Below are 22927 nucleotides of genomic sequence, written 5' to 3' on the forward strand. Positions count from 1 at the left end.
CATGCATGAAATATAAATATTGTACCCATGTTGCTCCATAGTGAACAAGAGCAATTCTCATCGTTCATCCTGCTGATCCGTTGATTTGGGTGGCCTTGAGGAAAGAGCACTCGAGCCCGGTCACGGCGTTGTCTGAGGCTGTGCGCGGACGGATAGCCATCAAGAGGAACAGGCCATGATGCCGATAGATGTTCTGCTCAACCGTATACAGTGGGACCGGGACTTCGGCTGGGCCGAGTTTTCTATCGGTTATGAAGACCGCGTGGCGGCGGCGATCCTTGTCGTCCCCCTGCACCAGGTGGTGCGCATACCGGGAGACCGTTTTTCGGTGCGGATCGTCGATGGGGAGGGCGTGTGGCATCGGGTGCCGCTGCACCGGATCAAGCAGGTGTACCGCAACGGCGAGCTGATCTGGCAACGGCCCCGGTGCCGGCTTTTCCCCGGAGCGTGACCAGGGGCACGCGTAACACGCCACCGTTTCCCTCCGGGAAAAAGGAGGGCGGGGTTAGGCCGGCAGCAGCTCGCGCCAGTCGGCAAGCAGGTAGAAGGGGAAATGGGGCCAGGTGTGGACCGTGCCGCAGCCCTTGCCCCAGGCGCGCATCTGGTTGCGGCCGGAAAAGATTCGGTCGCGGCTGGTGATGATCTTGTGGTCATAGAGGTCGGCCGCCGGACCGGCTTGGGTAAAGGCGTCGCGGAAGGCGGCCATCTCCTCGCGCAGGGCGGGTAGGTCGCGCTGCGGCCGAGTGGCCAGGAAACGGGCGAGCTGGTGGTCGTCGTCGAACATGTTGCGGTAGAAGCTGTCCAGCACCTCCTGGCTGAAATGGTCGAGCATCTCGGCGTAGTTGTCCGACGGGATGCCGCGCTGCTGGTCGATCGGCGTCAGGGTACCGCCAAGAGCGGTGCGTGAGGCAAAGGCTGTGGGCCGGTCGGCCAGCAGATGGGCCGCCACCCACACCCCCATGGACCAGCCGATCAGGTGCAGCCGCTGGTAGCCGGCAAAGGGGGCGAGGTCGATCGGTGCCAGCTGTCGGTAGTCGTGGAACAGGCAGACATCGTGGGCCGCCGCCTCCAGACCGTCAAAGGGAGTCGGGTCCATGCCCCAGCCGCTGAAAAAGAGGATGCATTCCCGGTGCGGCCCGCGCTTGAGCCAGTCGCTACGCATGGTCGGCCTCCTCCAGGGCGGTTTTGATAATCGCGGGCAGCGGCGCCAGTTGCTCCCAGTCCATGGCCGCGTTGAGCGACAGCCGCAGGCGCGAGGTGCCGGCCGGCACCGTGGGCGGCCGGACTGCCTTGACCCAGTAGCCGGCCTCGCAGATGCGCTCGGCCGCGTTCACGGTCCGGGCGGCGTCGCCGACCAGCACCGGCACGATGTTGCTGCTGCCGTCGGTGCGCAGGCCGAGGCCGCGCAGGGCTTCGCGGAAACGGGCGGCCAGCTGGTCGACCTTGGCCCGCTGCTCGCGCATCAGGGGGATGTGGCGGAGCACGAAGCACAACCAATGGACCGATACCGGCGGCAGGCCGGTGCTGAAGATCTGCGAGCGGGCGGTATTGAGCAGGTAGTCGATCAGCAGGCGCGAGCCCACCACAAAGGAACCCTGGCCGCCGAAAGCCTTGCCGAAGGTGCCGGTGAGGATCTCGATCTGCCGGTGCACTCCCTGTTCCTCGGCCAGGCCGAGGCCGTTGTCGCCGCGGATGCCGACCCCGTGCGCCTCGTCGACGTAGAGCGCGGCCCGGAAACGGTCCTTGATCCGCACCAATTCGGCCAGATCGGCGGTGTCGCCGTCCATGCTGAAGATTGATTCAGTGACGATGATCACCTGGCGAAATCGGGCCCGGTCCTTGGTGAGCACCTGCTCGACCGCCGCATAATCGAGATGCGGGTAGCGGATGACCTTGGCCCGCGACAGGCGCATGCCGTCGATCAGGCTGGCATGGCAGAGTTTGTCGGCCAGGATCAGATCCTGTTTGCCGGTCAGGGCCGGCAGCAGGCCGATGTTGATGTGGTAGCCCGAATTGAACACCAGGGCCGCCTCGGCCTGGTACAGGGTACAGAGCAGTTCCTCCAGCCGGGCATAGGGCAGGGTGTTGCCGGTCATCAACCGTGAGGCGGTACTGCCCAAGCCGTAGCGTTCCAGCAGGGTGTCGCTGTTCTGCTCGCTGTAAAAGGCCTGGAGCAGCTCCCGATTGGTGGCCAGGCCGAGGTAATCGTTGCCGGCGAGGTTGAGATAGCGGCGGCCGTCAATGTCGATCCGGCCACGGTCGAGGTGGGTGACCGGCACCAGTTGGCGCCGCTGCCCCTGGCGCTCGATCTCGGCCAGCGCTTCGCTTAGAGAAGGGTCGAGAACGGACATGGGGTTATTCCACGAGTTGGCTGTACAGGCTGTCGCTGAAGCCGACCAGCAGCCGGTCGCCGATCCGCAGGGTGGGGGCGCGCAGGTTGCCGGTTCGGCCCAGGGCCTGGGCAAGAATCGCTTCTTTGCTGTCGGTGCGCGGATCGAACACTTGATAGGTCTTGCCCTTGGCCACCAGGATCTCCCGGGCGCCGGCCAACAATTTCCAGGCCTCCTCGCCAGCGAGCGATTCCTTGCGGGCATCGGCAACCCGTTCCGGGGGCAAGGTATGACGGTTCAGCACATCCTGTGCCTTGGCGCACGAGGCTCAGCCTTTTCTCAAATAGGCCCATTCAATCTGCATACATCCTCCATTGGCTCCAGAAAACGGGGCAACAGTGCAACAACGTGGCAAACAGCGCATCATTATAGTCCCGGATGGCCGGGATCACCACTTTTTTTCCAGAGAAAGGGCTGCGCCCGGGTGGTTTACCCCACCCGGTTGCCGAGACAGGCATCGGTTTCCAGGGCGGCCCGGATCCAGGGATGGTCAAGCGGCACGGTCTTGCGCTTGCCGACCACCTGGGCGAGGTCCACCAGTTCGGTGGATTCGCCCTTGACCGCGACCATGCAGCCGAATTGCCGTTCATTGACCGCGGCCACGCAGGCGGAACCGAGCCGGGTGGCCAGGATACGGTCGGCGGCCGTGGGGGTGCCGCCGCGCTGCAGATGGCCGAGGATGGTCACCCGGCTTTCCAGTCCGGTGAGGGCCTCCAGCTGGGCCGAGAGCCGCAGGGTGTTGGTGGCGTGGTTGGCCTGAAAGGCGGCCAGGGCGGCGGCGGCCTTTTTCTGCTTCTTGTCGTCCTTGAGCGCCGCCTGTTTCTTGTCCTGCAGCCGCGCCAGCTCCTTGGCGTCCTCCAGCGCCAGGGCGCCCTCGGAAACGGCAACAATGCTGAAGTTCTTACCCCGGTGCCGCCGCCTGCGGATCGCCTCGGCCACCTGGGTAACGTCGTAGGGGATCTCGGGGATGAGGATCACGTCGGCGCCGCTGGCCAGGCCGGCGCCCAGCCCCAGCCAGCCGGTGTTGTGGCCCATGATCTCGACCACGATGATCCGGTGGTGGCTGTGGGCGGTGGAATGGAGGCGGTCGATGGCGTCGGTGGCGATCGACAGGGCGGTGTCGAAACCAAAGGTGATGTCGGTCATGGCCACGTCGTTGTCGATGGTCTTGGGCAGGGTGATGACATTCACCCCGGCCTGGGCCAGCCGATAGGCGTTTTTCTGGGTGCCGCCGCCGCCAATGCAGATCAGGGCCTCGAGGTTGTGGCGGTGGTAGTTGTCGATCATCACCTCGGTCATGTCCTGGACCTTGGAACCGACCGGCATCTTGTGCGGCTTGTCGCGGCTGGTGCCGAGGATGGTCCCGCCCAGGGTGAGGATGCCGGAGAGGATCTCGCCCTCCAGGTGAACGGTACGGTTCTCCATCAGGCCGCGAAAGCCGTCGCGAAAACCGATCACCTGCATGTTGTAGGCGTTGAGCGCGCTCTTGCCGATGGCCCGGATGGCTGCATTGAGACCGGGGCTGTCGCCGCCGGCGGTCAGGACGCCGATGCATTTTCCCATGGATGTTCCTCCGCGATTCCCTTGATGGCACCTTGTCGTTCCCTGTTTTTAACCATATCGACATCCGGGGCGCAACAATCCTCATCAAATCCTAACCGAGGCCGAACCTGTCTTTAACATGGCACCGATACCTTTCCCTCAGTTACGGCGGGATGGGCCCGCCGGCCTCTGATGGAGTGTGCATGTCACCCCTGCTGCTGATCACCATTGTTTTTCTCCTGTCGTCCCTGGCCTTCTGGCTGGGCAAACGGCGCGCCCTCGTCCTCGCCGGCCGTGGGAGCGGTGTGCGGATGCACTCCCGGCCCGGCTATTACGGTCTGCTCACCGGTCTGTGGTGCGGCCTGCCCGCCCTGCTGGTGATCGTCGCCTGGCAGCTGCTGGCCGAACCCCTGCTCACCCGTTTGGCCATGGACAGCGTGGTGGCCGCCAAGGGGTCGCTGAGTCCGGAACAGCTGGGCCTGCTGACCAACGACCTGCGGAACCTGGTGGCCGGCAGACCGCTCGGCCTGGCGGTCGATCCGCTGCTCCAGGCCGCCGCTGACCGCTATCTGGGCATGGAACGCATCAGCGACCTGGCTCTGGCGGCGACGGCCCTGGCCGCCGGCCTGATTGGCGCCTCGGTGCTCCATGGCCGCATCCGGCCGGGTCTGCGGGCGCGCAACCAGGTCGAGCTGGCGATCGAAATCGCCCTCATCCTCTGTTCCATCCTGGCGGTGTTCATCACCATCGGCATCGTGCTCTCGGTGCTGTTCGAGTCGATCCGCTTCTTCCAGCAGGTGCCGTTCACCGATTTCCTTTTCGGTCTCAAGTGGAGCCCGCAAATGGCCATCCGCGCCGACCAGGCCGGCAGTTCCGGCAGCTTCGGCGCCGTGCCGGTGCTCGCCGGCACCTTTCTCATCTCGGCCATTGCCATGGCCATCGCCGTGCCCTTGGGCCTGATGTCGGCCATCTATCTTTCCGAATATGCCGGGCCAAAATTCCGGGCCACGGTCAAGCCGCTGTTGGAAATCCTGGCCGGGGTGCCCACGGTGGTCTACGGTTTTTTCGCCGCCCTGGTGGTGGCGCCGCTGATCCGCGATCTGGGTGGCGTGTTCGGCCTGTCGGTGGCCTCGGAGAGCGCCCTGGCCGCTGGCCTGGTCATGGGGATCATGATCATCCCCTTTGTCAGCTCGCTGTCCGACGACGTGATCAACGCCGTGCCCCAGTCGTTGCGCGACGGCTCCTACGGACTGGGCGCGACCAAGAGCGAGACCATCAAGCTGGTGGTCCTGCCCGCCGCCCTGCCGGGCATCGTCGGCTCGATCCTGCTGGCGGTGTCGCGGGCCATCGGCGAGACCATGATCGTGGTCATGGCCGCCGGCCTGGCCGCCAACCTGACCCTCAACCCGCTGCAGGCGGTGACCACGGTGACCGTGCAGATCGTCACCCTGCTGGTCGGCGACCAGGAGTTCGACAGCCCCAAGACACTGGCCGCCTTTGCCCTGGGCATGCTGCTGTTCGTGGTCACCCTGGCGCTCAACGTCATCGCCCTCTACGTGGTGCGCACATACCGGGAAGAATATGAATAACGACATTTCCACCATGGACCGGGTCAAGGTCGGCCTGGTCGCCCGCTACCGCCGGGAACGCCGCTTCCGAATGTTTGGCCTGACAGCCATTGTCGCCAGCCTGCTGTTTCTGGTCCTGCTGCTCGCCTCGATCGGCGCCAAGGGCTACACCGCCTTCCGCCAGAGCGAGATCCTGCTCGACATCCATTTTGACCCGGCGGTGCTCGACGTCGACAACCTGGCCACCGCCAACTACGCGGCCCTGGTGCGGGAGGCGGTTCTGGCCCTGTTCCCCGAGGTGGAGAGCCGCCAGGACAAGCGAACCGTGGCCAAGCTGGTCAGCAGCGGCGCGGCCCATGCCCTGCAGGCGATGGTGATGGCCAAGCCCGAGTTGATCGGCACCACCCGGGCCGTCTGGGTGACGGCCGACGACGAGGTGGACATGTTCGTCAAGGGCCACATTCCCCGCGACGTGCCCGAGTCGGAACGACGGATCAGCGACCAGCAGGCGGCCTGGATCGACCGGCTGATCGAGGCCGGGCGGCTGGAACAGCGGTTCAACGCCGCCTTCTTCCAGGCCGGTGACTCGCGCGAGCCCGAGCTGGCCGGCATCCGCGGCGCCACCATGGGTTCGCTCTTCACCCTGGCCGTGACCCTGGTGCTCAGCTTTCCGGTGGGCGTGGCCGCGGCGGTCTATCTGGAAGAGTTCGCTCCCAAGAACCGCTGGACCGACCTGATCGAAGTCAACATCAACAACCTGGCCGCGATCCCCTCGATCGTTTTCGGCCTGCTCGGCCTGGCGGTGTTCCTCAATTTCCTCGGTCTGCCGCGTTCCTCCTCGCTGGTCGGCGGCCTGGTGCTGACCCTGATGACCCTGCCGACGATCATCATCGCCAGTCGGGCCTCGCTCAAATCGGTGCCGCCCTCGATCCGCGAGGCGGCCCTGGGGGTGGGCGCCTCCAAGATGCAGACCATCGCCCACCACGTTCTGCCCCTGGCCCTGCCGGGGATGATGACCGGGGCGATCATCGGCATGGCCCGTGCCCTGGGCGAGACCGCGCCGCTGTTGATGATCGGCATGGTGGCCTTCATCGTCGACGTGCCCCAGGGGTTCCATGATCCGGCGACGGTGCTGCCGGTCCAGATCTACCTCTGGGCCGACAGCCCGGAACGGGCCTTTGTCGAACGGACCTCGGCGGCGATTATGGTCCTGCTCGTGCTGCTGCTGGCCATGAACGCCGCCGCGGTCTTGTTGCGCAACAAATTCGAACGCCGTTGGTAAGCAACACACAATCGAAACGGTTTGCTAACCCGGTACAAATATTGAGCTGCTACCTTTTTTTCAACCAACTTGTTCATCAACTTTACCAAGGAGATTGTCCCATGCACAAATGTATGCTTTCCCTGGCCGCCGCTTCCCTGCTGCTCGGCACCGCCACCCTTGCCCCGGCCGCCGACGGCCGCGACTACATCTCGATCGTCGGTTCGTCCACGGTCTACCCCTTTGCCACCGCCGTGGCCGAGCAGTTCGGCAAGTCGACCAAGTTCAAGACCCCGAAGATCGAATCGACCGGCACCGGCGGCGGCATGAAGCTGTTTTGCGCCGGCGCCGGCGTCGACACCCCTGACATCGCCAATGCCTCGCGGCGGATGAAGCCGGCCGAAATGGATACCTGCCGCAAGAACGGCGTGGCCGAGGTGGTGGAGGTCAAGGTCGGCTACGACGGCATTGTCATCGCCAACAGCAAGAAGGCCGAGCCGATGCAGCTCAGCCGCAAGGAGCTGTTCCTGGCCCTGGCCAAGGAAGTGCCCAGCCCCGAGGGCGGCGACAAGCTGGTGGCCAATCCCTACACCACCTGGAAGGAGATCAACAAGGAGCTGCCGGACAGCAAAATCGAGGTGCTCGGCCCACCGCCCACCTCCGGCACCCGCGACGCCTTTGTCGAGCTGGTGATGGACGAGGGCTGCACCGCCTTTGATTCGATCAAGGCACTGAAAAAGAGCGACGAGAAGAAATTCAAGGCCGTATGCCAGACCGTGCGCGAGGATGGCGCCTACGTCGAGGCCGGCGAGAACGACAACCTGATCGTGCAGAAGCTGGAGGCCAATCCCAAGAGCCTGGGCATCTTCGGCTTCAGCTTCCTCGACCAGAACGCGGACAAGATCCAGGGCGCGGTGGTCGACGGCGAGGCCCCGACCTTCGACAACATCGCCGCGGGCAAGTACGCGGTGTCCCGGCCGCTGTACATCTACGTCAAGAAGGCCCATGTGGGTGTGATCCCCGGCATGGCCGAGTATCTGGCCGAGTTCACCAGCGACCGCGCCTGGGGCGAGGAAGGCTATCTGGCTGAAAAAGGCCTGATCCCCGCGCCCGCGGAGGAGCGGACCCGGATGGCCGCCGACGCCAAGGCCCTCAAGCCGGTGGCGCTCGACTGATCATCGGCACAAGACCGCCGGGGGATCGTTTCGGTCCTCTGGCGGATACGGAACACAATGGAGTCACAACCATGGACACGGTTTTGGATATGCGGGAGATGATGGCAGCAGGGCGGGAGACGACGGCCACGGCAGGGGTGCGCAAGGTGGACCGCGACCGGCGGACCACCGTGGGCATGCCCTTTGTCGAGGACCCGCGGATGGTTTGCCGCGAGGTCAACGTCTATTACGGCGACAAGCACGCGATCAGGAATGTGAGCATCGACGTGGGCAAGAACGAGGTGCTGGCGATGATCGGACCCTCGGGCTGCGGCAAGTCGACCTTCCTGCGCTGTCTCAACCGGATGAACGACACCGTGGCCGGCTGCCGGGTGAGCGGCGAGATCCTGCTCGACGAGCTCAATATCTACGACAAGCGGGTGGACGTGGTGCCGCTGCGCGCCCAGGTGGGCATGGTGTTCCAGAAGCCCAATCCCTTTCCCAAGTCAATTTTCGACAACGTGGCCTATGGGCCGAAGATCCACGGCCTGGTGAGCGGCAAAAGCGAATTGGCCGACGTGGTCGAGGACTCGCTGAAAAAGGCCGGCCTGTGGAACGAGGTCAGCGACCGGCTCGACCAGCCGGGCACCGGCCTGTCCGGCGGCCAGCAGCAACGGTTGTGCATTGCCCGGGCCATTGCCGTCCGCCCGGAGGTGATCCTCATGGACGAGCCCTGCTCGGCGCTCGATCCCATCGCCACCGCCACGGTCGAGGATCTGATCACCGAGCTCAGGACCCACTACACCATCGTCATCGTCACCCACAACATGCAGCAGGCGGCGCGGGTCTCGCAGCGCACCGCCTACTTCCACCTCGGCGATCTGGTCGAGGTCGGCCCGACGGACCGCCTCTTCACCAACCCCCGCCATCAACTCACCGAAGACTACATCACCGGACGGTTCGGCTGAGCGGCCGGTTTCGCGACCCGGCCGCATCAGGAATCGGTTTCCAGGGCCTCGCGCACCTTGGCGGCCAGCGCCGCCATGGTGAATGGTTTTTGCAGAAAGTGCATGCCCTGGTCGAGCACGCCGTGGTGGGCGATGACATTGGCCGTGTAGCCGGACATGAACAGCATCTTGAGCCGTGGATGGAGCGCGCCGAGCGTTTTGGCCAGGTCGCGGCCGTTCATTTCCGGCATGATCACATCGGTGATCAGCAGCCGGATGGCCCCTTCGTGCTCCCGGGCCAGGCGGATGGCCTCGCTCGGGGTGGCGGCGGCCAGCACCGTGTATCCCAGATGTTCGAGCATGGACATGGTCATGTCCAAATTCATCGGTTCATCCTCGACCAGGAGAAGGGTCTCGGGGCCGCCCGCCATCGGCGGCGCGGGTTCTTCCGGCTCTCGCTCCTCCGTTTCCCGCTCGTGCAGGGGCAGGTACATCCTGAAGGTCGTGCCCCTGCCCTGTTCGCTGTCGACATGGATGCAGCCGTTGTTCTGGCGGATGATCCCGTAGACTGTTGCCAAGCCCAGCCCGGTGCCCTTGCCCGTTTCCTTGGTGGTGAAAAACGGTTCAAACAGATGGGAGATGGTCTCCGGGGCCATGCCGCAGCCGGTATCGCTCACCGCCAGCAGCACATAGGCGCCGGGCTGACAGTCCCGGTGGGTGGTGCAGTAGGCCTCGTCCAGGGACACGGTGGCGGTTTGGATGGTGATTCGGCCGGTTTCGCCGATGGCGTCGCGGGCGTTGACGCACAGATTGACCAGGATCTGATCGAGCTGTGACGGATCGATCTTGACCGCGCCGAGATTCCTGCCCGGCAGCCAGGCCAGATCGATATCCTCGCCGATCAGCCGGCGGAGCATCTTGAGCATGCCTTCGACCGTCTCGTTGAGGTCGAGCACCTTGGGGGCCACGGTCTGCCTGCGGGCGAAGGCCAAGAGCTGGCGGGTGAGATCGGCGGAACGCTCGCCCGCCTCCCGGATGTTCTGCAGGCGGGTGAAAAGGGGATGTTCCGGGGGCAGCCCCTTGAGAGCCAGTTCGCAGTGGCCGAGAATCACGCTCAGCATATTGTTGAAATCGTGGGCCACGCCGCCGGCCAACCGGCCGATGGACTCCATTTTTTGCGCCTGGAGCAGCTGGTCTTCCAGGGCCATGCGATCGCTGACGTCCAGGTTGACGACAATGGCGCCGTCCACCCTCCCGTCGTCGTCCAGAATCGGTGTCGAGTAGTTGAGGATGGTTTTGCGCTTGCCGTCAAAGGCCTCGATTTCCAGCAGTTCGTCGACAATGGTCACGCCGTCGCGGATGGTTTTCGCCAGGGCCCAGTCATCCGCTTCCACTGGTTCGCGCGACGGCAGGCGCCAAGCCTTGAACAGACCGAGCTCGCCGATTGACACGGTGGGTTCCCCGCCCCAGATTCGTATCCCCATGGGGTTGCAACGCAGCAGGGTGCCGTGTTTGTCGGCAAACCACAGCCCTATGGGCAGGATCTCGAGGATGCGCTGCAACTGATTTTCCCGCCGGCGCAGTTCTTCCTCGGCCTGTTGGCGCTCGGTGATGTCGATGTTGATGCCCAGGATGCCGAGGATTTCCGTCCCCTCTCGGATCGGGGCGACGATGTTGTGAAACTGCCGTTGCTCACCGCTGCCGATGATCAGGGCGCAGTCCTCGGAGACGATCTCGCCTCCAAGGACGCGGCGGTTGTTGGCGCGCCAGTGCTCCACGGTCTGCTGGTCGAACCGCCAGCCGGCGGACGGCTCCACGGTCAGATCGCCCCACAGGCGGATCGATTCGTCGCTCTGCATGATGATCCGCTGGCTGGTATCGCGGGCCCAGAAATCAAAAGGCAGGTTGCGCAGCATGGCCTTGAGCAGGGCATCCATGCGCATCAGGGCCTGCTCGGCCTGCTTGCGTTCGGTGATGTCGATGGTGTAACCGGCCAGTAGATGGGTGCCGCCGAGCTCGATGGGGAACTTGATGGTCGTGTAGCTGCGGCCGTTGAATTCCTCGTCCAGGCGGAGGATCTCGCCACCGGAGACCACCGCCCAGTCATCGGCGGTCATTTGGGCGGCGAAGTCGGCGGGGAACAGCTCGTCCATGGTCTTGCCGATCATCTCGGCGGGCGGCATGCCGATCATGTCGATAAAATTGTCACTGGCCTTGAGGGTGCGGCTCGCGGTGGGGGTGACCTCCTTGATGAAGGCGTAGATGGGCGAATGCTGGATGAACCGGGAGAGCAGGTCGTTGCTCGTGCGCAGCGCCTCGTCGGCCCGCCGGCGTTCGGAAATGTCCCTGGCCACCCCAAGGACCAGCGGTTGGTGTTCGGAGGGGAGATAGGCTATCCGTACCTCCACCGGCAAGAGGCTGCCGTTCTTGCACCGGTGCACCGTGTCCACGGTCGCCACGTGGCGTTGCGGGATCTCTGCGAGGAAATCGGCCAAAGTCTGGGGCGTGGTCTGGGCGTCGACATCGATAATGCCCATGCCGAGCAGTTCTTTCCGGCTGTAGCCGGTCTGTTGTTCCGCGGCGACATTGACATTGATGATTCGGCCCTCCATGTCGGCGAGATAGATGGCATCCGCCGCATGCTCGACCAGGGTGCGGAACCGATGCTCACTCTCTCGTAGTTCCTTGGCGTGCTGCTGGTGCAGCCGGTCTTCCTGCTCCAGGGCGGCGGTCATCGCGTCAATGGCCTGGGCGAGGGCGCCGAATTCCGTTGCCTGGTAGGACAGTCCGGTGCGGGCAGTCAGATCGCCGCCCGCCACCCGCGCGGTGGTGCGGATCAGTGTTTGCAGCGGTGCGGTCAGCACCCGCCGTCCGTAGCCGAAAAGCACCAGGGAGGAGCCCAGCATCAGGGCCAACAGCAGCGACAGGTTGATCACCAGCTGCCGCCGTGATTGGGCCAGCAGGTCGGCCTTGGGAAGGCCGACCACCAGGGTGAACAGGTTGTCGTCCTGGCCGATGACCACCCGTTCCACCACGTAGAGCATGGGTTTCGCTTCTCCCTCTCGCACCTCGTGCAGGCCGGGCGAGGCCGCCGTCAGAGAGGCGGGCAGAAGTTCGCTCGCCGGCTTGCCGACAGCCGTGGCTGGCGATCCGCTGGCATGGAGGAGGGTTTGGTGGTGATCGAGCAGGAAAATCCGCACTCCCTGGCGGGTGGCCAAGTCGGCGAACAGTTCCTCGAAATACGACAGTTTCAGCGCCGCTCCCAGGATGACCCGCACCCGGCCGTCGGCGTCGAGGACCGGCAGGGCAAAGGGGAGGGAGGCGGTCCGGGAGGATTTGCTGATGATGAATTCATCGACCACAAAGGACTTGGCGGCCATCACCCGTGTGAACCAGGAGCGGTCGCGGACATCGATCGGCAACTCGGCGGGGACGGAGGAGGCATGGACAAAGCCCTGGGGAGAAGCGGCCACCAGGGTGGCATACTGCGGCATTTCCCGATGCATCCGGGTGAGCAGGGCGGCGAGGACCGCCGGCTCCAGGGAGTGGACCGCTTCGCTCTGGGCCAGGGCAACAAGGATTTGGCGGGTCTCCCGGCTTACCGATTGATAGCGGTTGGTGATCCTCTCGCCGAGCAAACGGACCTCGCCCCGGGCCTGCTTGATCTGCACCCGCTCAAGGGAATCATGGACATACAGGGTCCAGCCGGCCATGCACAGGCCAAACACGGCGATGATCGCCAGGAAATGCGTTCTGATGGCCCACTGTCTGGGGTGGCGGATAGGCATCGAGATTACCCCAGGGCCACGTCAAGAATCATCATGGTGGCAAAACCGCTCAGGGTGGCCATGGTCACCAGGTCGATATGTTTGGTGTTGCGCTGCGATTCCGGAATCAGTTCCTCCACCACCACGAAGATCATCGCCCCGGCGGCGAAACAGAGGGCATAGGGAAGGATCGGCTGCATCTTGAGGACGAACAGCGCTCCCAAAACGCCGGCGATCGGCTCGACCAGCCCCGAGGCCTGGCCGAGAAAGAAACTTTTCCGGCGGCTGAGGCCCTCGCGCCGCAACGGCATGGACACCGCCGTGCCCTCGGGAAAATTCTGCAGGCCGATGCCGATGGCCAGCGCCATGGCCCCGCCGATGGAGGCCGAGGGCAGATCCGCGGCCACCGCGCCGAAGGCCACGCCCACCGCCAGCCCCTCGGGGATGTTGTGCAGGGTGATGGCCAGCACCAGCAGCGTGCTGCGCTGCCAGGAGGTTTTGATCCCTTCCCGTTGGGACATGGCCAGGCCGGGATGGAGATGGGGCAGGATTCTGTCGATCAGGCGCATGAACACACCTCCGGCCATGAAGCCGACGGCAGCGGTCAGCCAGGGAGTGTGGCCCAGGGCTTCGGCCATCTCGATTCCCGGCGCCAGCAGCGACCAGAAGCTGGCCGCGATCATCACCCCGGCGGCAAAGCCGAGCAGTCCGTCGAGGAGCCGCTGGTTGATCTCGCGGTGCATGAACACCAGGCCGGCGCCGGCAGCGGTCATGGCCCAGGTGAACAGGGTGGCCAGCAGGGCCAGGAAAACAGGGTGGACATGTTGCAGAAATCCAAACATGAGGAGGCCTCCCGTGGGTGGATGAGCGGTAAGAGCGTCTGCGGCGGGAAAATCGTCCGCCGGCCCTGAATATACTCCGTGGTCCCCTCGGACGGATATGGAAAAATGCGCGGTCAGCAGCGAGGAGCGGCTGTCCCGCCCGGCTCCCGCGGCAGAGAACGCATCCGTCCCGGGAGGCGGCGTTCGAGCAGGGTCTCGAAGTGGCGGACCACCTGCCAGTAGCGGCCGAGATCGATCCCGGTTTCGATCCCCATGCCGTTGAAGAGGTGGAGGGCCTCCTCGGTGGCCACGTTGCCGCCCGCTCCCTCGATGCAGGGGCAGCCGCCCAGGCCGCCCGCGGCCACGTCGAAAATGCGTACCCCGGCCTCGTAACCGGCGTACAGGTTGACCAATCCCATGCCCCAGGTATCGTGGCAATGGAGCGACAGCTCGACCTGTGGATGGGCGGTGCGCACCAGGCCCACCAGCCGTTTGATCTGCAGGGGACCGGCCATGCCGGCGGTGTCGGCCAGGTTGATCTCCTGCGCGCCGGCCTCGACCATCCGCGCCACCGCCTCCAGCACCGTATTTTCGGCAATGACGCCTTCCTCGGCGCAACCGAAGGCGCACTGCAAACCGGCCCGCACCCGGATGCCGCCGGCCACGGCCCGGGTGATCAACCCGGTCATGGCCTCCAGGGCCTCGGCCGTGGAGCGGCCGGTGTTTGTGCGGCTGTGGCTGTCGGAGACCGAGGCGGACATGCTCAGATGGCCAAGGCCGCTGCGCGCCGCCCGTTCCAGCCCCTTTTCGTTGAGCACCAGGGCTGTGCACAGGATGTCCGGATACTGCCGCCGCACCAGGGAGACGAGCACGTCGGTGTTGGCCACCTGCGGCACGGAACGCGGGCTGACAAAGCTGCCGAGCTGCACCCTGCGCACCCCGGCCTCGGCCAGCAGCCGGACAATCTCCATCTTTTCCGTCAGGCTGAACAGCCGGTTTTCCGCCTGCAATCCGTCCCGCAGCGACTCTTCTTCCAAGACAACCCGCATCACTTCTCCTTGATGAAATTCCCCCTCCCTGTCCAGTCGGCACGTTCGATGCAGGAGCGAGGGAGAAAACGACATTTTTGCTGCGCGCATGCCACATAGGTGTGGTATGAGTGTGGCAGCGTGCCACTGGATGCCGCACAACTGTGGCGCATTTCGATCTGGTAACGAATGAAAAATAATAGCATGTCATGGACCAAGAAGCGAAAAGAATAGCGCTGTATGTGCAGCGCTACAAGCTGTTACGGGAGATCGGCGAGCTCCAGGTCGAGGCGGCGGCGGATGAGGCGGCCTTTCTCACCCGCTGTTGCGCGCTGCTGCTCCAGGATCCGGAATACTGCCTGATCTGGGTGGGCCGCGAGGAACAGGACGGCACGCTCACCCCGGTGACCACCGTGGTCCAGCAGGGACTGCCGGCCCCGCAGTGCCGGGGCTTGGTGGTTCAGCTCGTGTCCGAGGCGGCGGTCACCATCACCGCGGCCCAGGCCTTGGCCAAGGGCGAACCGGTCGTGACCAGCCTCGCGCCCGCCGAGGAATCGGAGCCGTCGCCCCTGACCCTGCTGACCACGATCACCGGCAGCCGCGTCTGCGGATCCTGGCCCCTGCTGCATGATCGGCAGAAATATGGGGTACTGACCATCCATTCGATCCGCGAGGGCGGGTTGAGCGGCATCGAGCTCGATTTCATCGCCAACGTGGTGGCCACCATCTCGCGCACCCTCTTCCTGCGCCACACCTCGCATCACCTCCGCCTGGAGCACGACTTCAACTGCGAGATCGTGCAGACCGTGCAGGCCCTTTTGGTGTCGCTCTCCCATTGCGGCGAGATCCTCTCCTTCAACCGCACCGCCCAGGAGGTCACCGGCTACGGCGAGGCCGAGGTCAAGGGGAGGTTCTGGGTCGATGTGCTCATCAGTCCGGAGCGGCGGGCGGCCAGCCAGAACCAGCTGTCGCGGGTGCTCAAGGGAGGCCAGTCGGAGATGAATTTCCGGGCCGAACTCCAGACCCGCGGCGGCGACAAGCGGATGATCGAGTGGCACGGCTCCATTCGGCCGGACATCGAGCAGGGCCGGGTGGGGCTGGTGCTGTTCGGCATCGACATCACCAACCGGATGGCGGCGGACCGGGCGCTCACCCATGCCCTGGCCAAGTGGGAAAACATCTTTTCCTCGGTCCAGGATCCGGCCCTGATTGTTTCCGCCCAGGGCACCATCCTCGATGTCAACCCCGCGACCGTGGCGGCGGCGCGCCGCCCCCGCGAGGAAATCATCGGCCGGGGGGTGTGCGAGATTCTCCACGGCGGCCGCAGACCGGGGGCCATCTGCCCTCTGGAGGTCCTGCTCGGCCAGCAGAAGAGCCGGATCTTCGAGACCGAGCTGCGCGGCCTGCGCGGCAACTTCCTGCTCACCGTCAGCCCCCTGCGCCAGGAGGACGGCACCTCCGAGGTCTCCCTGCTGCTCGCCCGCGACCTGACCGAAGAGCAGCTGATGAAGGCCGAGGCCTTCCGCGCCGCTCAACTGGCCTCGGTGGGCGAGCTGGCCGCCGGCGTGGCCCACGAGATCAACAACCCGATCAACGGCATCATCAACTACGCCCAGATCCTGCTCGACTCCAACCAGAGTCAGCAGCACACCCATTTCCTCCACTGCATCATCAAGGAAGGGCGGCGGATCGCCGGAATCACCAAGAATCTGCTCGATTTTTCCCGCAAGCGGGAAGAGTCGCCCGAACCGGTCAGCGTGCCCACCCTGTTCCGCCACTGCATCGAGCTGATCCAGCACCAGTACCTGATCGACGGTATTGCCCTGTCCGAGGAGTATGCCGCCGATCTGCCGCTGGCCTTCTGCAATCCGCAGCAGATCCAGCAGGTGTTTCTCAACGTGTTCAGCAACGCCCGCTACGCCCTCAATGAACGCTACCCCCTGCCGCACGCCAACAAACGCATTGCCATCGCCGCCCTGCGCCGACAGCGCGATAACCGGGAATTCGTGCGCATCACCATCACCGATTACGGTACCGGCATCGAGCACGATTTGATGGATCGGGTGATGGACCCCTTTTTTTCCACCAAGACCAAGGGCGAGGGCACCGGCCTGGGCTTGAGCATCAGCCACAGCCTGGTGCGGGAGAACAAGGGCTTGTTCCGCCTCCAGAGTCAGTGGGGCAAATGGACCATGGTCACCATCGATTTGCCGGCGGCTGAGGAACAGCGTGCCCGGGACGAACGTCCTCGCTGATCGAGGGCGCCCTTTCCCGTCAACATCCTTCAAGAGGAGCATCTCATGCCTGAACAGACCCGTTTCATCGTCCAACTGGGAATCCTGTTCCTGGTGGCGGCCATCCTTCTGCTGCTGATGGACCGGCAGATGCTCATCGGTCCGGAGGAACTGGCGCAGTGGCCCTTTGCGCTGTTGTCCCTGGTGGTGGTCGCAGGACTGTTTGCGGTGGTGGCCCTGCTGACCCATGCGCGGCTGCGCGCCCTGGACCGCTCGCTCGCCGCCCTGGAGCACCAGCTGGCCGAGGCCAACCATGAACTGACCCTGACCCGCAACACCCTCGAACAGCGGGTGGAGCGGCGGACCTTTGAAATTTCGGTGGCCAACGCTTCGCTCAACCGGGAGATCGCCGAGCGGATCCAGGCCGAGGCCGAGACCAGGCGGATCAAGCGGCGGATGGAGCTGATCCTCGAATCAGCGGGCGAGGGCATCTTCGGCCTGGACATCGACGGCAAGGTGACCTTTGTCAACAAGGCCGCGGCGCTGATGCTCGGCTGGGAGGCGGACGATCTGGTCGGACAGTCGCACCATGCGCTCATTCACCACACCCGGGCCGACGGCACCTCCTACCCGGTCAGCCAGTGCCCGATCCACCAGGCCTACCGCGACGGCAAGGTCCATTTCGGCGACGACGAGGTATTCTGGAAGCGTGACGGCGCCAGTTTTCCGGTGGCATACATCAGCACCCCCATTCTGGAAAACCGCCGCCTGACCGGCGCGGTGGTGGTCTTCCGCGACCTGACCTCCTATCGCCAACCCCAGCCCCTGGGAGAATGAGCATGAACGACCTTGAACCGACCAGCGCCATCCTGGTGATCGACGATGAGGAAAGCCTGCGCAATACCTTCCAGTTTTTTCTGCAGAACCAGGGCTATGCGCCGGTGGTCACCGCCGCCACCTTTGACCAGGCCCTGCAGGAGATCGGCCTGCGCGCTTTTGACCTGATCATCAGCGACATCGTCCTGGGCGGCCATACCGGCATCGATGTGCTCAAGCGGGTGCGGGAGATGGGGATGCGTTGTCCGGTGGTGATGATCACCGGCTATCCGACCGTGGAGACCGCGGCCGAGGCGGTGCGCCTGGGCGCCTTTGACTACATCCCCAAGCCGGTGGACAAGGAAACCCTGTTGAAGACGGCGCGCCTGGCCCTGCGGCAGTATCAACTGGAGCGCGGACAGCGGCGGGCGGAACAGGAGCGGGAGCGGTATCGCGCCTTTTTGGAGACTGTGTTCAAAAGCGTGACCGATGCCATCCTCACCGTGGACCGGCACCTCGACATTCGGGAAATGAATCCGGCCGCGCGGCTGCTGCTCACCGAGCTGCATCCCGGCTTGGCCGACCAGCGGAGCATCCTCTCCCTGTGCGCCCGGGAGGAGTTCGCCGCCTTGAAGAAGGAGTTGCTGCAGGCGATGAACAGCGGCCAGGAAAACAGCCCGCATCTGGTGGAATGCCGCACCGACGATCGGCGCAAGTTGGTGCTCAGCATCGCCGTGGCTCCGCTCAAGGACGGCGTCGGCGGGGCCGAGGGGGCGGTGCTGGTGATCCGCGACCTGACCCTGCCCGAACCCCGCCAGGCCGGACGGCGGCACCGGTTCCACCGTTTTCTTGGCGCGAGCGACGCCATGCAGGCGGTGTACACCATGATCGAGAACGTCGGCCGGGTCGATCTGACGGTGCTGATCACCGGTGAATCGGGCACGGGCAAGGAGCTGGCGGCCGAGGCCCTGCACCGGGAAAGCCATCGCAAGAACCGGCCGCTGGTCAAGGTCGACTGCACCGCCATCCCCGAATCGCTGCTGGAAAGCGAGCTGTTCGGCCATCGCAAGGGCTCGTTCACCGGCGCCGACCGCGACCGCATGGGCCGCATTCTCCAGGCCGACGGCGGCACCCTGTTTCTCGACGAGATCGGCGACATCTCGCCGATGATGCAGCTGCGCCTGCTGCGCTTTCTTCAGGAAAGCACCTTCTATCCGGTGGGCCAGGACACGCCGCTGCGGGTCGATGTCCGCGTGCTGGCGGCCACCAATGTCGATCTCAAGGAAAAGGTGCGCGCCGGCGCCTTCCGCGAGGACCTCTATTTCCGCCTGCGGGTGATCGACGTCATCCTGCCGCCGTTGCGGGAACGGGGCAACGATGTGCTCCTGCTCGCCGACCATTTCCTCGCCAACATCGCCCCCAAGGTGGGCAAGCACATCGGCGGCATCTCCGATCAGGCCCGGCAGCTCCTGCTCGCCTATCCCTGGCCGGGCAACGTGCGCGAACTGGAACATGTGATCGAGCGCGCCTGCGTCCTGTGCCAGGGAACGACCCTTGGCGCCGATCAGCTGCCCGGCGAAATCGTCGGCTATCGGCTGCCGGCCCCCGAGGTCGCTCCGGTGGAGCGCGAGGGCGCGAGCGCCGCCGTCCTGCCCGCCGCCGCCGATCTTCCCCCCTCCGAACGCATTCTTCAGGCCCTGCGCAGGGCGGGCGGCAACAAGGCCAAGGCGGCCCGGCTGCTTGGCATCGACCGCACCACCCTTTACCGCAAAATTCGCGAACTGCACCTGGATCTGTCCCAGATCGATTTCTGAGCGCGCCACGATTGTGTGGTCACGAAACTGTGGCGATGCCACGGTTTCGTGGTTTTCCCTCCTGCCCGCCGCCGCGTGCCTGCCGGCTGCCCCTCGGTTGTGTCTCGATTGTTTTGTGCGGAGTCAAAGGCGGATAGGGCTAAATCGCCGGTGCGGCACCAATCCGGTTCAGTGTGGCACTTCCCATGCAAACGTCCGTAGCCAAGTGGATAGGTATGTCCCCTCAGCTCCTGGACCGCCATCATGGACACGACCAGCGCCGAAAACCAGAGTCCCATTCTCAAGACCTTTGACCAGCTCTTTCCCACGGAAGAGGACTGCGTTGCCTTTCTGTTTCCCTTGCGCTGGCCGCAGGGATTTGTCTGCCCCTTCTGCCGCACCCGTCATCCGCAGCTGACGCCCCGTCGCTACCCGGTCTGTCCGCACTGCGGCAACCGCAGTTCGCTGACCACCGGCACCCTGATGCACGGGGCCAAGAAACCGCTCCGGGAATGGCTGCTGACCATCTGGTGGTTCAGCGCCCAGCCGCTGGATGTCAGCGCCAAGGAGTTGCAGCGGCTGCTGGGCACCTCCTGCTACCAGACGGCCTGGACCTGGCTGCAGAAACTGCGCCTGGCCATGGGGCGGGCCGATGACGAACGCTGCCGGGGGGTGGTGGAGATCGGCTGCGGCCTCGTGGCCCCGGCGTACGAGCGCAAGGAACGCGCCCTGGTGCTGACCGCCGCCGAAATCGTGCTCGCCCTCGGCATCACCGGCCGTATTCGCATGCGCCACATCCCCCAGCTCGACCGCAAGCAGCTGGTGCTGTTTCTCCACGACGCGGTCCAGGTCAACAGTACCCTGCTCAGCGGCGACGCACAGCTGCTCGCCCTCCTGGACCAGGCAGGCCCCTATGCCGTGGCCCCGACGCAGCCCGATTCCTTGCTGCAGCCGTCGCGGGCCTTCGAGCTGGGTCGTAGTTTCGAGACCTGCCTGCACACCGTGCACCGCGGCGGGGTCACGGTCAAGCACCTCCAGCTCTACCTCGATGAATTCTGCTTTCGCAACAATGCCTCGCTCCTGTCCGATCACCAGGCGGTGTTCAGGGCCCTGCTCAGCGGCGTGCTGGGAAGCGCGGGGCATCCGGAGCAGGCGACCCGGCCGCTGCACGAGGCGGCGCGCCGCGGCGGGAGGCAGCCATGAGAAATCCGATCCAGCTCGGTCTGCTGCTGTTGACCGTCACCGCCATCGTCGTGTTCGGCTACAACGTCTACCTGCGCGAGACCACCCCTCCGGAGCGGGCGTACAGTCAATTTCTCGCCGAGCTCAAGGAGGGCGCTATCCGCACCGTTCATTTCAAGGGGCAGATGCTCACCGGCGAAGACAGTGCCGGCCGGCCCTTTGGAACCTTTGTCCCAGATGTCGCCGCCCTGGTTCCTCTCTTGCTCGAACGGCAGGTGGCCATCACCGGCGAGGCCGTGGCTCCGTCGGGTCTTGCCGACCTGTTCAAGTCCCTTCTGCCCGTGGTGCTCATCCTCAGCGGCTGGCTGATTTTCAGCAAGAAGTCGTTCAAGGGCGATTTCGCCGCCCGCCGAGGTTCCCGATTCACCCCGGTGAAAAGCGAGCGGGTGACCTTCGAGGATGTGGCCGGGATCACCGAGGCCAAGGAGGAGCTGCAGGAGATCGTCGAATTCCTCAAAACGCCGGAGAAATACAGCCGCCTGGGCGGCCGCATCCCCAGGGGCGTGCTTCTCCAGGGCGCGCCGGGCACCGGCAAGACGCTGCTGGCCAAGGCCATTGCCGGCGAGGCCTCGGTGGCCTTCTTTTCCATGGGCGGCTCGGATTTCGTCGAGATCTTCGCCGGAGTGGGCGCCTCGCGGGTGCGCGAACTGTTTCAGGAGGCCAAGAAGAGCGCGCCCTGCATCATTTTCATCGATGAGATCGACGCCATCGGCGGCCGACGGACCGGGGGGCAAAGCAGCGGCGCCAGCGATGAACGCGAACAGACCCTCAATGCCCTGCTGGTGGAAATGGACGGCTTTGGTTCCGAGGACACGGTGATCATGATCGCGGCCACCAATCGGCCCGACATCCTCGATCCGGCCCTGCTTCGTCCCGGACGCTTCGACCGGCAGATCACCATCAGTCTGCCGGACGTCAAGGGACGGCTGAAGATCCTTGAGGTCCACGCCAAGAAGATCGTCACCTCGCCGGAGATCGACCTGGCGGAGATCGCCCGCTCCATTCCCGGGTTTTCCGGCGCCGAGATCGCCAACCTGGTCAACGAGGCGGCCCTGACCGCCGCCCGTCACAACAAGGCGGCGGTGGAGATGAGCGATTTCGACGAGGCCAAGGACAAAATCGTCATGGGCCTTGAGCGCAAGAACATCGCCATCAGCGAGAAGGACCGCCGCCTGACCGCCTACCACGAAGCCGGCCATGCCCTTGTCGGCCTCATGCTCGAGGAAACCGACCCGCTGCACAAAATCACCATCATCCCCCGGGGACGGGCCATGGGCGTGACCCAGCAGGTGCCCCTGGACGACCGCCTCACCTATTCGCGCGAATACCTGCTCAACCGGATAGCCATCCTGCTCGGCGGCCGGGCCGCCGAGGCTCTGGTGTTCAATCGCCTGACCACCGGCGCCAGCAACGACATCCTGCAGGCCACGGACATTGCCGCCCGGTTGGTGTGCGAATGGGGCATGAGCCCGGCGCTGGGGCCGGTCGCCTACCAGCGGGGCAGCGACGGCTTCCTCGGCGAGAGCAGTCAGGGCAAGCCCCACAGCGAAATGAGCGCCCGTCAAATCGACCGGGAGATCAAGCGGTTGATCGACGGGTGTTACGACCAGGCGAGCGAGCTGCTGAACAAGCACAACCGGTTTCTCCATAAATTCGCCGAGGCCCTGCTGCTCAAGGAGACCATGGATGCCGAGGACGTTGCCATTGTGTACCGCAGTTACCTGAAGGAACGGGAACTAGAACGGATATTGACCGAAAACGGAGGAAAGCATGACAGTTCCAACAATCACGAACAGATGGAGGTTCACCCATGACGATTAATCCCAAGGCCGTGCTCGCGGCCGCGGTTGTACTGCTGGCCGGGGCCTTGCCAACGCCTGGCCTGGCCCTGGAGCAGATCGATGCGCCGGAGACGGTGACCATCGATGCCCTGGCCAATCTGTATCAGCCGGTCCAATTCAGCCACAAACGACATGCGCAGCTGGCCCGATGCAAGGATTGCCATCACCACACCACCGGCCACCAGGACATGGATCCCAACTGCGTCCGCTGCCATGCCCATTCCCCGGAAGCCAGCACCGTGTCGTGCAAGGACTGCCATACCCACAAGCAGTTCTATCCCGAACAGGTCACCGCTACCGACAACCGCAACCTCTATCACATCGACAAACCGGGACTGAAGGGCGCCTACCACCTCAACTGCGTGCCCTGCCACGTGAAGAAGAACGCGCCGTCGCACTGCGAGGGCTGCCACGCCATGACCGATGCCGGCAAAACCTTCTTTCATCTTGACGGCAAGGGGCAGGGCAAGGCCAACGCCAAGGACAGCCACGGTAAATGATCCCGCATACACATTAACGCCAC

Annotated in this window: 17 protein-coding genes and 1 pseudogene; 11 read left to right on the top strand and 7 right to left on the bottom strand. The window is 64.7% G+C overall.

Going from position 1 to position 22927, the window contains the following annotated elements:
- Positions 1 to 175 precede the first annotated feature (175 nt).
- Positions 176 to 451, top strand: a complete 276-nt coding sequence (locus DESPR_RS02970) for a DUF504 domain-containing protein (RefSeq protein ID WP_015723329.1) — start codon at positions 176 to 178, stop codon at positions 449 to 451.
- A 54-nt stretch (positions 452 to 505) separates the two neighbouring features.
- Here the strand turns inward: DESPR_RS02970 and DESPR_RS02975 are convergent, their stop codons facing one another.
- From DESPR_RS02975 to DESPR_RS02990, 4 genes and pseudogenes are all read right to left on the bottom strand, one after another.
- The gene (locus DESPR_RS02975) at positions 506 to 1162 is read right to left on the bottom strand and encodes a DUF452 family protein (protein WP_015723330.1); all 657 of its coding nucleotides are present in this window, start codon (positions 1160 to 1162) and stop codon (positions 506 to 508) included.
- Entirely contained in the window at positions 1155 to 2351 is a 1197-nt protein-coding gene (locus tag DESPR_RS02980; RefSeq protein WP_015723331.1) for an aminotransferase class I/II-fold pyridoxal phosphate-dependent enzyme, read from the bottom strand. Before DESPR_RS02980 ends, DESPR_RS02975 begins: the two co-directional genes overlap by 8 nt.
- Positions 2352 to 2355: 4 nt before the next feature.
- Positions 2356 to 2643, bottom strand: a pseudogene (locus tag DESPR_RS18290) (ArsC family (seleno)protein); the annotation flags it as partial.
- A gap of 176 nt (positions 2644 to 2819) precedes the next feature.
- Entirely contained in the window at positions 2820 to 3953 is a 1134-nt protein-coding gene (locus DESPR_RS02990) for a 6-phosphofructokinase (RefSeq protein ID WP_015723333.1), read from the bottom strand.
- A gap of 182 nt (positions 3954 to 4135) precedes the next feature.
- Here DESPR_RS02990 and pstC point away from each other — a divergent pair, with 182 nt between their 5' ends.
- The 4 genes from pstC (at position 4136) to pstB (ending at position 8883) form a co-directional block, all read left to right on the top strand.
- Positions 4136 to 5521 (top strand): phosphate ABC transporter permease subunit PstC, encoded by a 1386-nt coding sequence (pstC, locus tag DESPR_RS02995; RefSeq protein WP_015723334.1) that lies wholly within the window; start codon positions 4136 to 4138, stop codon positions 5519 to 5521.
- Positions 5514 to 6782: a phosphate ABC transporter permease PstA gene (gene pstA, locus DESPR_RS03000; protein ID WP_015723335.1), complete on the top strand. Its 1269-nt coding sequence runs from the start codon at positions 5514 to 5516 to the stop codon at positions 6780 to 6782. The genes pstC and pstA overlap by 8 nt, the downstream gene beginning before the upstream one ends.
- 101 nt (positions 6783 to 6883) lie before the next feature.
- Complete coding sequence (locus tag DESPR_RS03005; RefSeq protein WP_015723336.1) at positions 6884 to 7936, top strand: PstS family phosphate ABC transporter substrate-binding protein; 1053 nt, start codon at positions 6884 to 6886, stop codon at positions 7934 to 7936.
- A gap of 101 nt (positions 7937 to 8037) precedes the next feature.
- Complete coding sequence (pstB, locus tag DESPR_RS03010; RefSeq protein WP_425513482.1) at positions 8038 to 8883, top strand: phosphate ABC transporter ATP-binding protein PstB; 846 nt, start codon at positions 8038 to 8040, stop codon at positions 8881 to 8883.
- 26 nt (positions 8884 to 8909) lie between these two features.
- Here pstB and DESPR_RS16990 read toward each other — a convergent pair whose 3' ends face one another.
- The 3 genes from DESPR_RS16990 to DESPR_RS03025 all read right to left on the bottom strand — a co-directional run bounded on the left by DESPR_RS16990 (position 8910) and on the right by DESPR_RS03025 (position 14499).
- Positions 8910 to 12650: a PAS domain S-box protein gene (locus tag DESPR_RS16990; protein ID WP_015723338.1), complete on the bottom strand. Its 3741-nt coding sequence runs from the start codon at positions 12648 to 12650 to the stop codon at positions 8910 to 8912.
- Between the two features lie 5 nt (positions 12651 to 12655).
- Positions 12656 to 13471, bottom strand: a complete 816-nt coding sequence (locus DESPR_RS03020) for a ZIP family metal transporter (RefSeq protein WP_015723339.1) — start codon at positions 13469 to 13471, stop codon at positions 12656 to 12658.
- A gap of 113 nt (positions 13472 to 13584) precedes the next feature.
- A complete protein-coding gene (locus tag DESPR_RS03025) occupies positions 13585 to 14499 on the bottom strand; it encodes a hydroxymethylglutaryl-CoA lyase (protein WP_015723340.1) in 915 nt (304 codons plus the stop codon).
- A 188-nt stretch (positions 14500 to 14687) separates the two neighbouring features.
- On the opposite strand from DESPR_RS03025, the gene DESPR_RS16995 reads away from it, so the two are divergent.
- From DESPR_RS16995 to DESPR_RS03055, 6 genes are all read left to right on the top strand, one after another.
- Positions 14688 to 16733, top strand: coding sequence for a PAS domain S-box protein (locus DESPR_RS16995; RefSeq protein ID WP_015723341.1), 2046 nt, complete (start codon positions 14688 to 14690; stop codon positions 16731 to 16733).
- A 45-nt stretch (positions 16734 to 16778) separates the two neighbouring features.
- Positions 16779 to 17549, top strand: a complete 771-nt coding sequence (locus DESPR_RS03035; RefSeq protein ID WP_015723342.1) for a PAS domain-containing protein — start codon at positions 16779 to 16781, stop codon at positions 17547 to 17549.
- Positions 17550 to 17551: 2 nt separating this feature from the next.
- Positions 17552 to 19342 carry a sigma-54 dependent transcriptional regulator gene (locus DESPR_RS03040; RefSeq protein ID WP_015723343.1) on the top strand — a complete coding sequence of 597 codons (1791 nt, stop codon included), beginning with the start codon at positions 17552 to 17554 and terminating at the stop codon, positions 19340 to 19342.
- A 243-nt stretch (positions 19343 to 19585) separates the two neighbouring features.
- Positions 19586 to 20524: a transposase gene (locus DESPR_RS17000; protein ID WP_015723344.1), complete on the top strand. Its 939-nt coding sequence runs from the start codon at positions 19586 to 19588 to the stop codon at positions 20522 to 20524.
- Positions 20521 to 22377 (top strand): ATP-dependent zinc metalloprotease FtsH, encoded by a 1857-nt coding sequence (gene ftsH, locus DESPR_RS03050; RefSeq protein WP_015723345.1) that lies wholly within the window; start codon positions 20521 to 20523, stop codon positions 22375 to 22377. The genes DESPR_RS17000 and ftsH overlap by 4 nt, the downstream gene beginning before the upstream one ends.
- The gene (locus tag DESPR_RS03055; RefSeq protein ID WP_015723346.1) at positions 22374 to 22904 is read left to right on the top strand and encodes a cytochrome c3 family protein; all 531 of its coding nucleotides are present in this window, start codon (positions 22374 to 22376) and stop codon (positions 22902 to 22904) included. Before ftsH ends, DESPR_RS03055 begins: the two co-directional genes overlap by 4 nt.
- Positions 22905 to 22927: the final 23 nt, after the last annotated feature.

This window comes from Desulfobulbus propionicus DSM 2032 (assembly GCF_000186885.1).
GTDB lineage: Bacteria > Desulfobacterota > Desulfobulbia > Desulfobulbales > Desulfobulbaceae > Desulfobulbus > Desulfobulbus propionicus.

What these genes read in the sequence shown, in the direction of transcription:
- pstA (WP_015723335.1), top strand. Translation starts at nt 5,514, where the DNA reads ATGAATAACGACATTTCCACCATGGACCGGGTCAAGGTCGGCCTGGTC.
- DESPR_RS17000 (WP_015723344.1), top strand. Translation starts at nt 19,586, where the DNA reads ATGGACACGACCAGCGCCGAAAACCAGAGTCCCATTCTCAAGACCTTT.
- DESPR_RS03055 (WP_015723346.1), top strand. Translation starts at nt 22,374, where the DNA reads ATGACGATTAATCCCAAGGCCGTGCTCGCGGCCGCGGTTGTACTGCTG.
- DESPR_RS03020 (WP_015723339.1), bottom strand. Translation starts at nt 13,471, where the DNA reads ATGTTTGGATTTCTGCAACATGTCCACCCTGTTTTCCTGGCCCTGCTG.
- DESPR_RS16995 (WP_015723341.1), top strand. Translation starts at nt 14,688, where the DNA reads ATGGACCAAGAAGCGAAAAGAATAGCGCTGTATGTGCAGCGCTACAAG.
- DESPR_RS02990 (WP_015723333.1), bottom strand. Translation starts at nt 3,953, where the DNA reads ATGGGAAAATGCATCGGCGTCCTGACCGCCGGCGGCGACAGCCCCGGT.
- pstB (WP_425513482.1), top strand. Translation starts at nt 8,038, where the DNA reads ATGGCAGCAGGGCGGGAGACGACGGCCACGGCAGGGGTGCGCAAGGTG.
- ftsH (WP_015723345.1), top strand. Translation starts at nt 20,521, where the DNA reads ATGAGAAATCCGATCCAGCTCGGTCTGCTGCTGTTGACCGTCACCGCC.
- DESPR_RS03005 (WP_015723336.1), top strand. Translation starts at nt 6,884, where the DNA reads ATGCACAAATGTATGCTTTCCCTGGCCGCCGCTTCCCTGCTGCTCGGC.
- DESPR_RS03040 (WP_015723343.1), top strand. Translation starts at nt 17,552, where the DNA reads ATGAACGACCTTGAACCGACCAGCGCCATCCTGGTGATCGACGATGAG.
- DESPR_RS02970 (WP_015723329.1), top strand. Translation starts at nt 176, where the DNA reads ATGATGCCGATAGATGTTCTGCTCAACCGTATACAGTGGGACCGGGAC.
- DESPR_RS03035 (WP_015723342.1), top strand. Translation starts at nt 16,779, where the DNA reads ATGCCTGAACAGACCCGTTTCATCGTCCAACTGGGAATCCTGTTCCTG.
- DESPR_RS02975 (WP_015723330.1), bottom strand. Translation starts at nt 1,162, where the DNA reads ATGCGTAGCGACTGGCTCAAGCGCGGGCCGCACCGGGAATGCATCCTC.
- DESPR_RS02980 (WP_015723331.1), bottom strand. Translation starts at nt 2,351, where the DNA reads ATGTCCGTTCTCGACCCTTCTCTAAGCGAAGCGCTGGCCGAGATCGAG.
- DESPR_RS03025 (WP_015723340.1), bottom strand. Translation starts at nt 14,499, where the DNA reads ATGCGGGTTGTCTTGGAAGAAGAGTCGCTGCGGGACGGATTGCAGGCG.
- DESPR_RS16990 (WP_015723338.1), bottom strand. Translation starts at nt 12,650, where the DNA reads ATGCCTATCCGCCACCCCAGACAGTGGGCCATCAGAACGCATTTCCTG.
- pstC (WP_015723334.1), top strand. Translation starts at nt 4,136, where the DNA reads ATGTCACCCCTGCTGCTGATCACCATTGTTTTTCTCCTGTCGTCCCTG.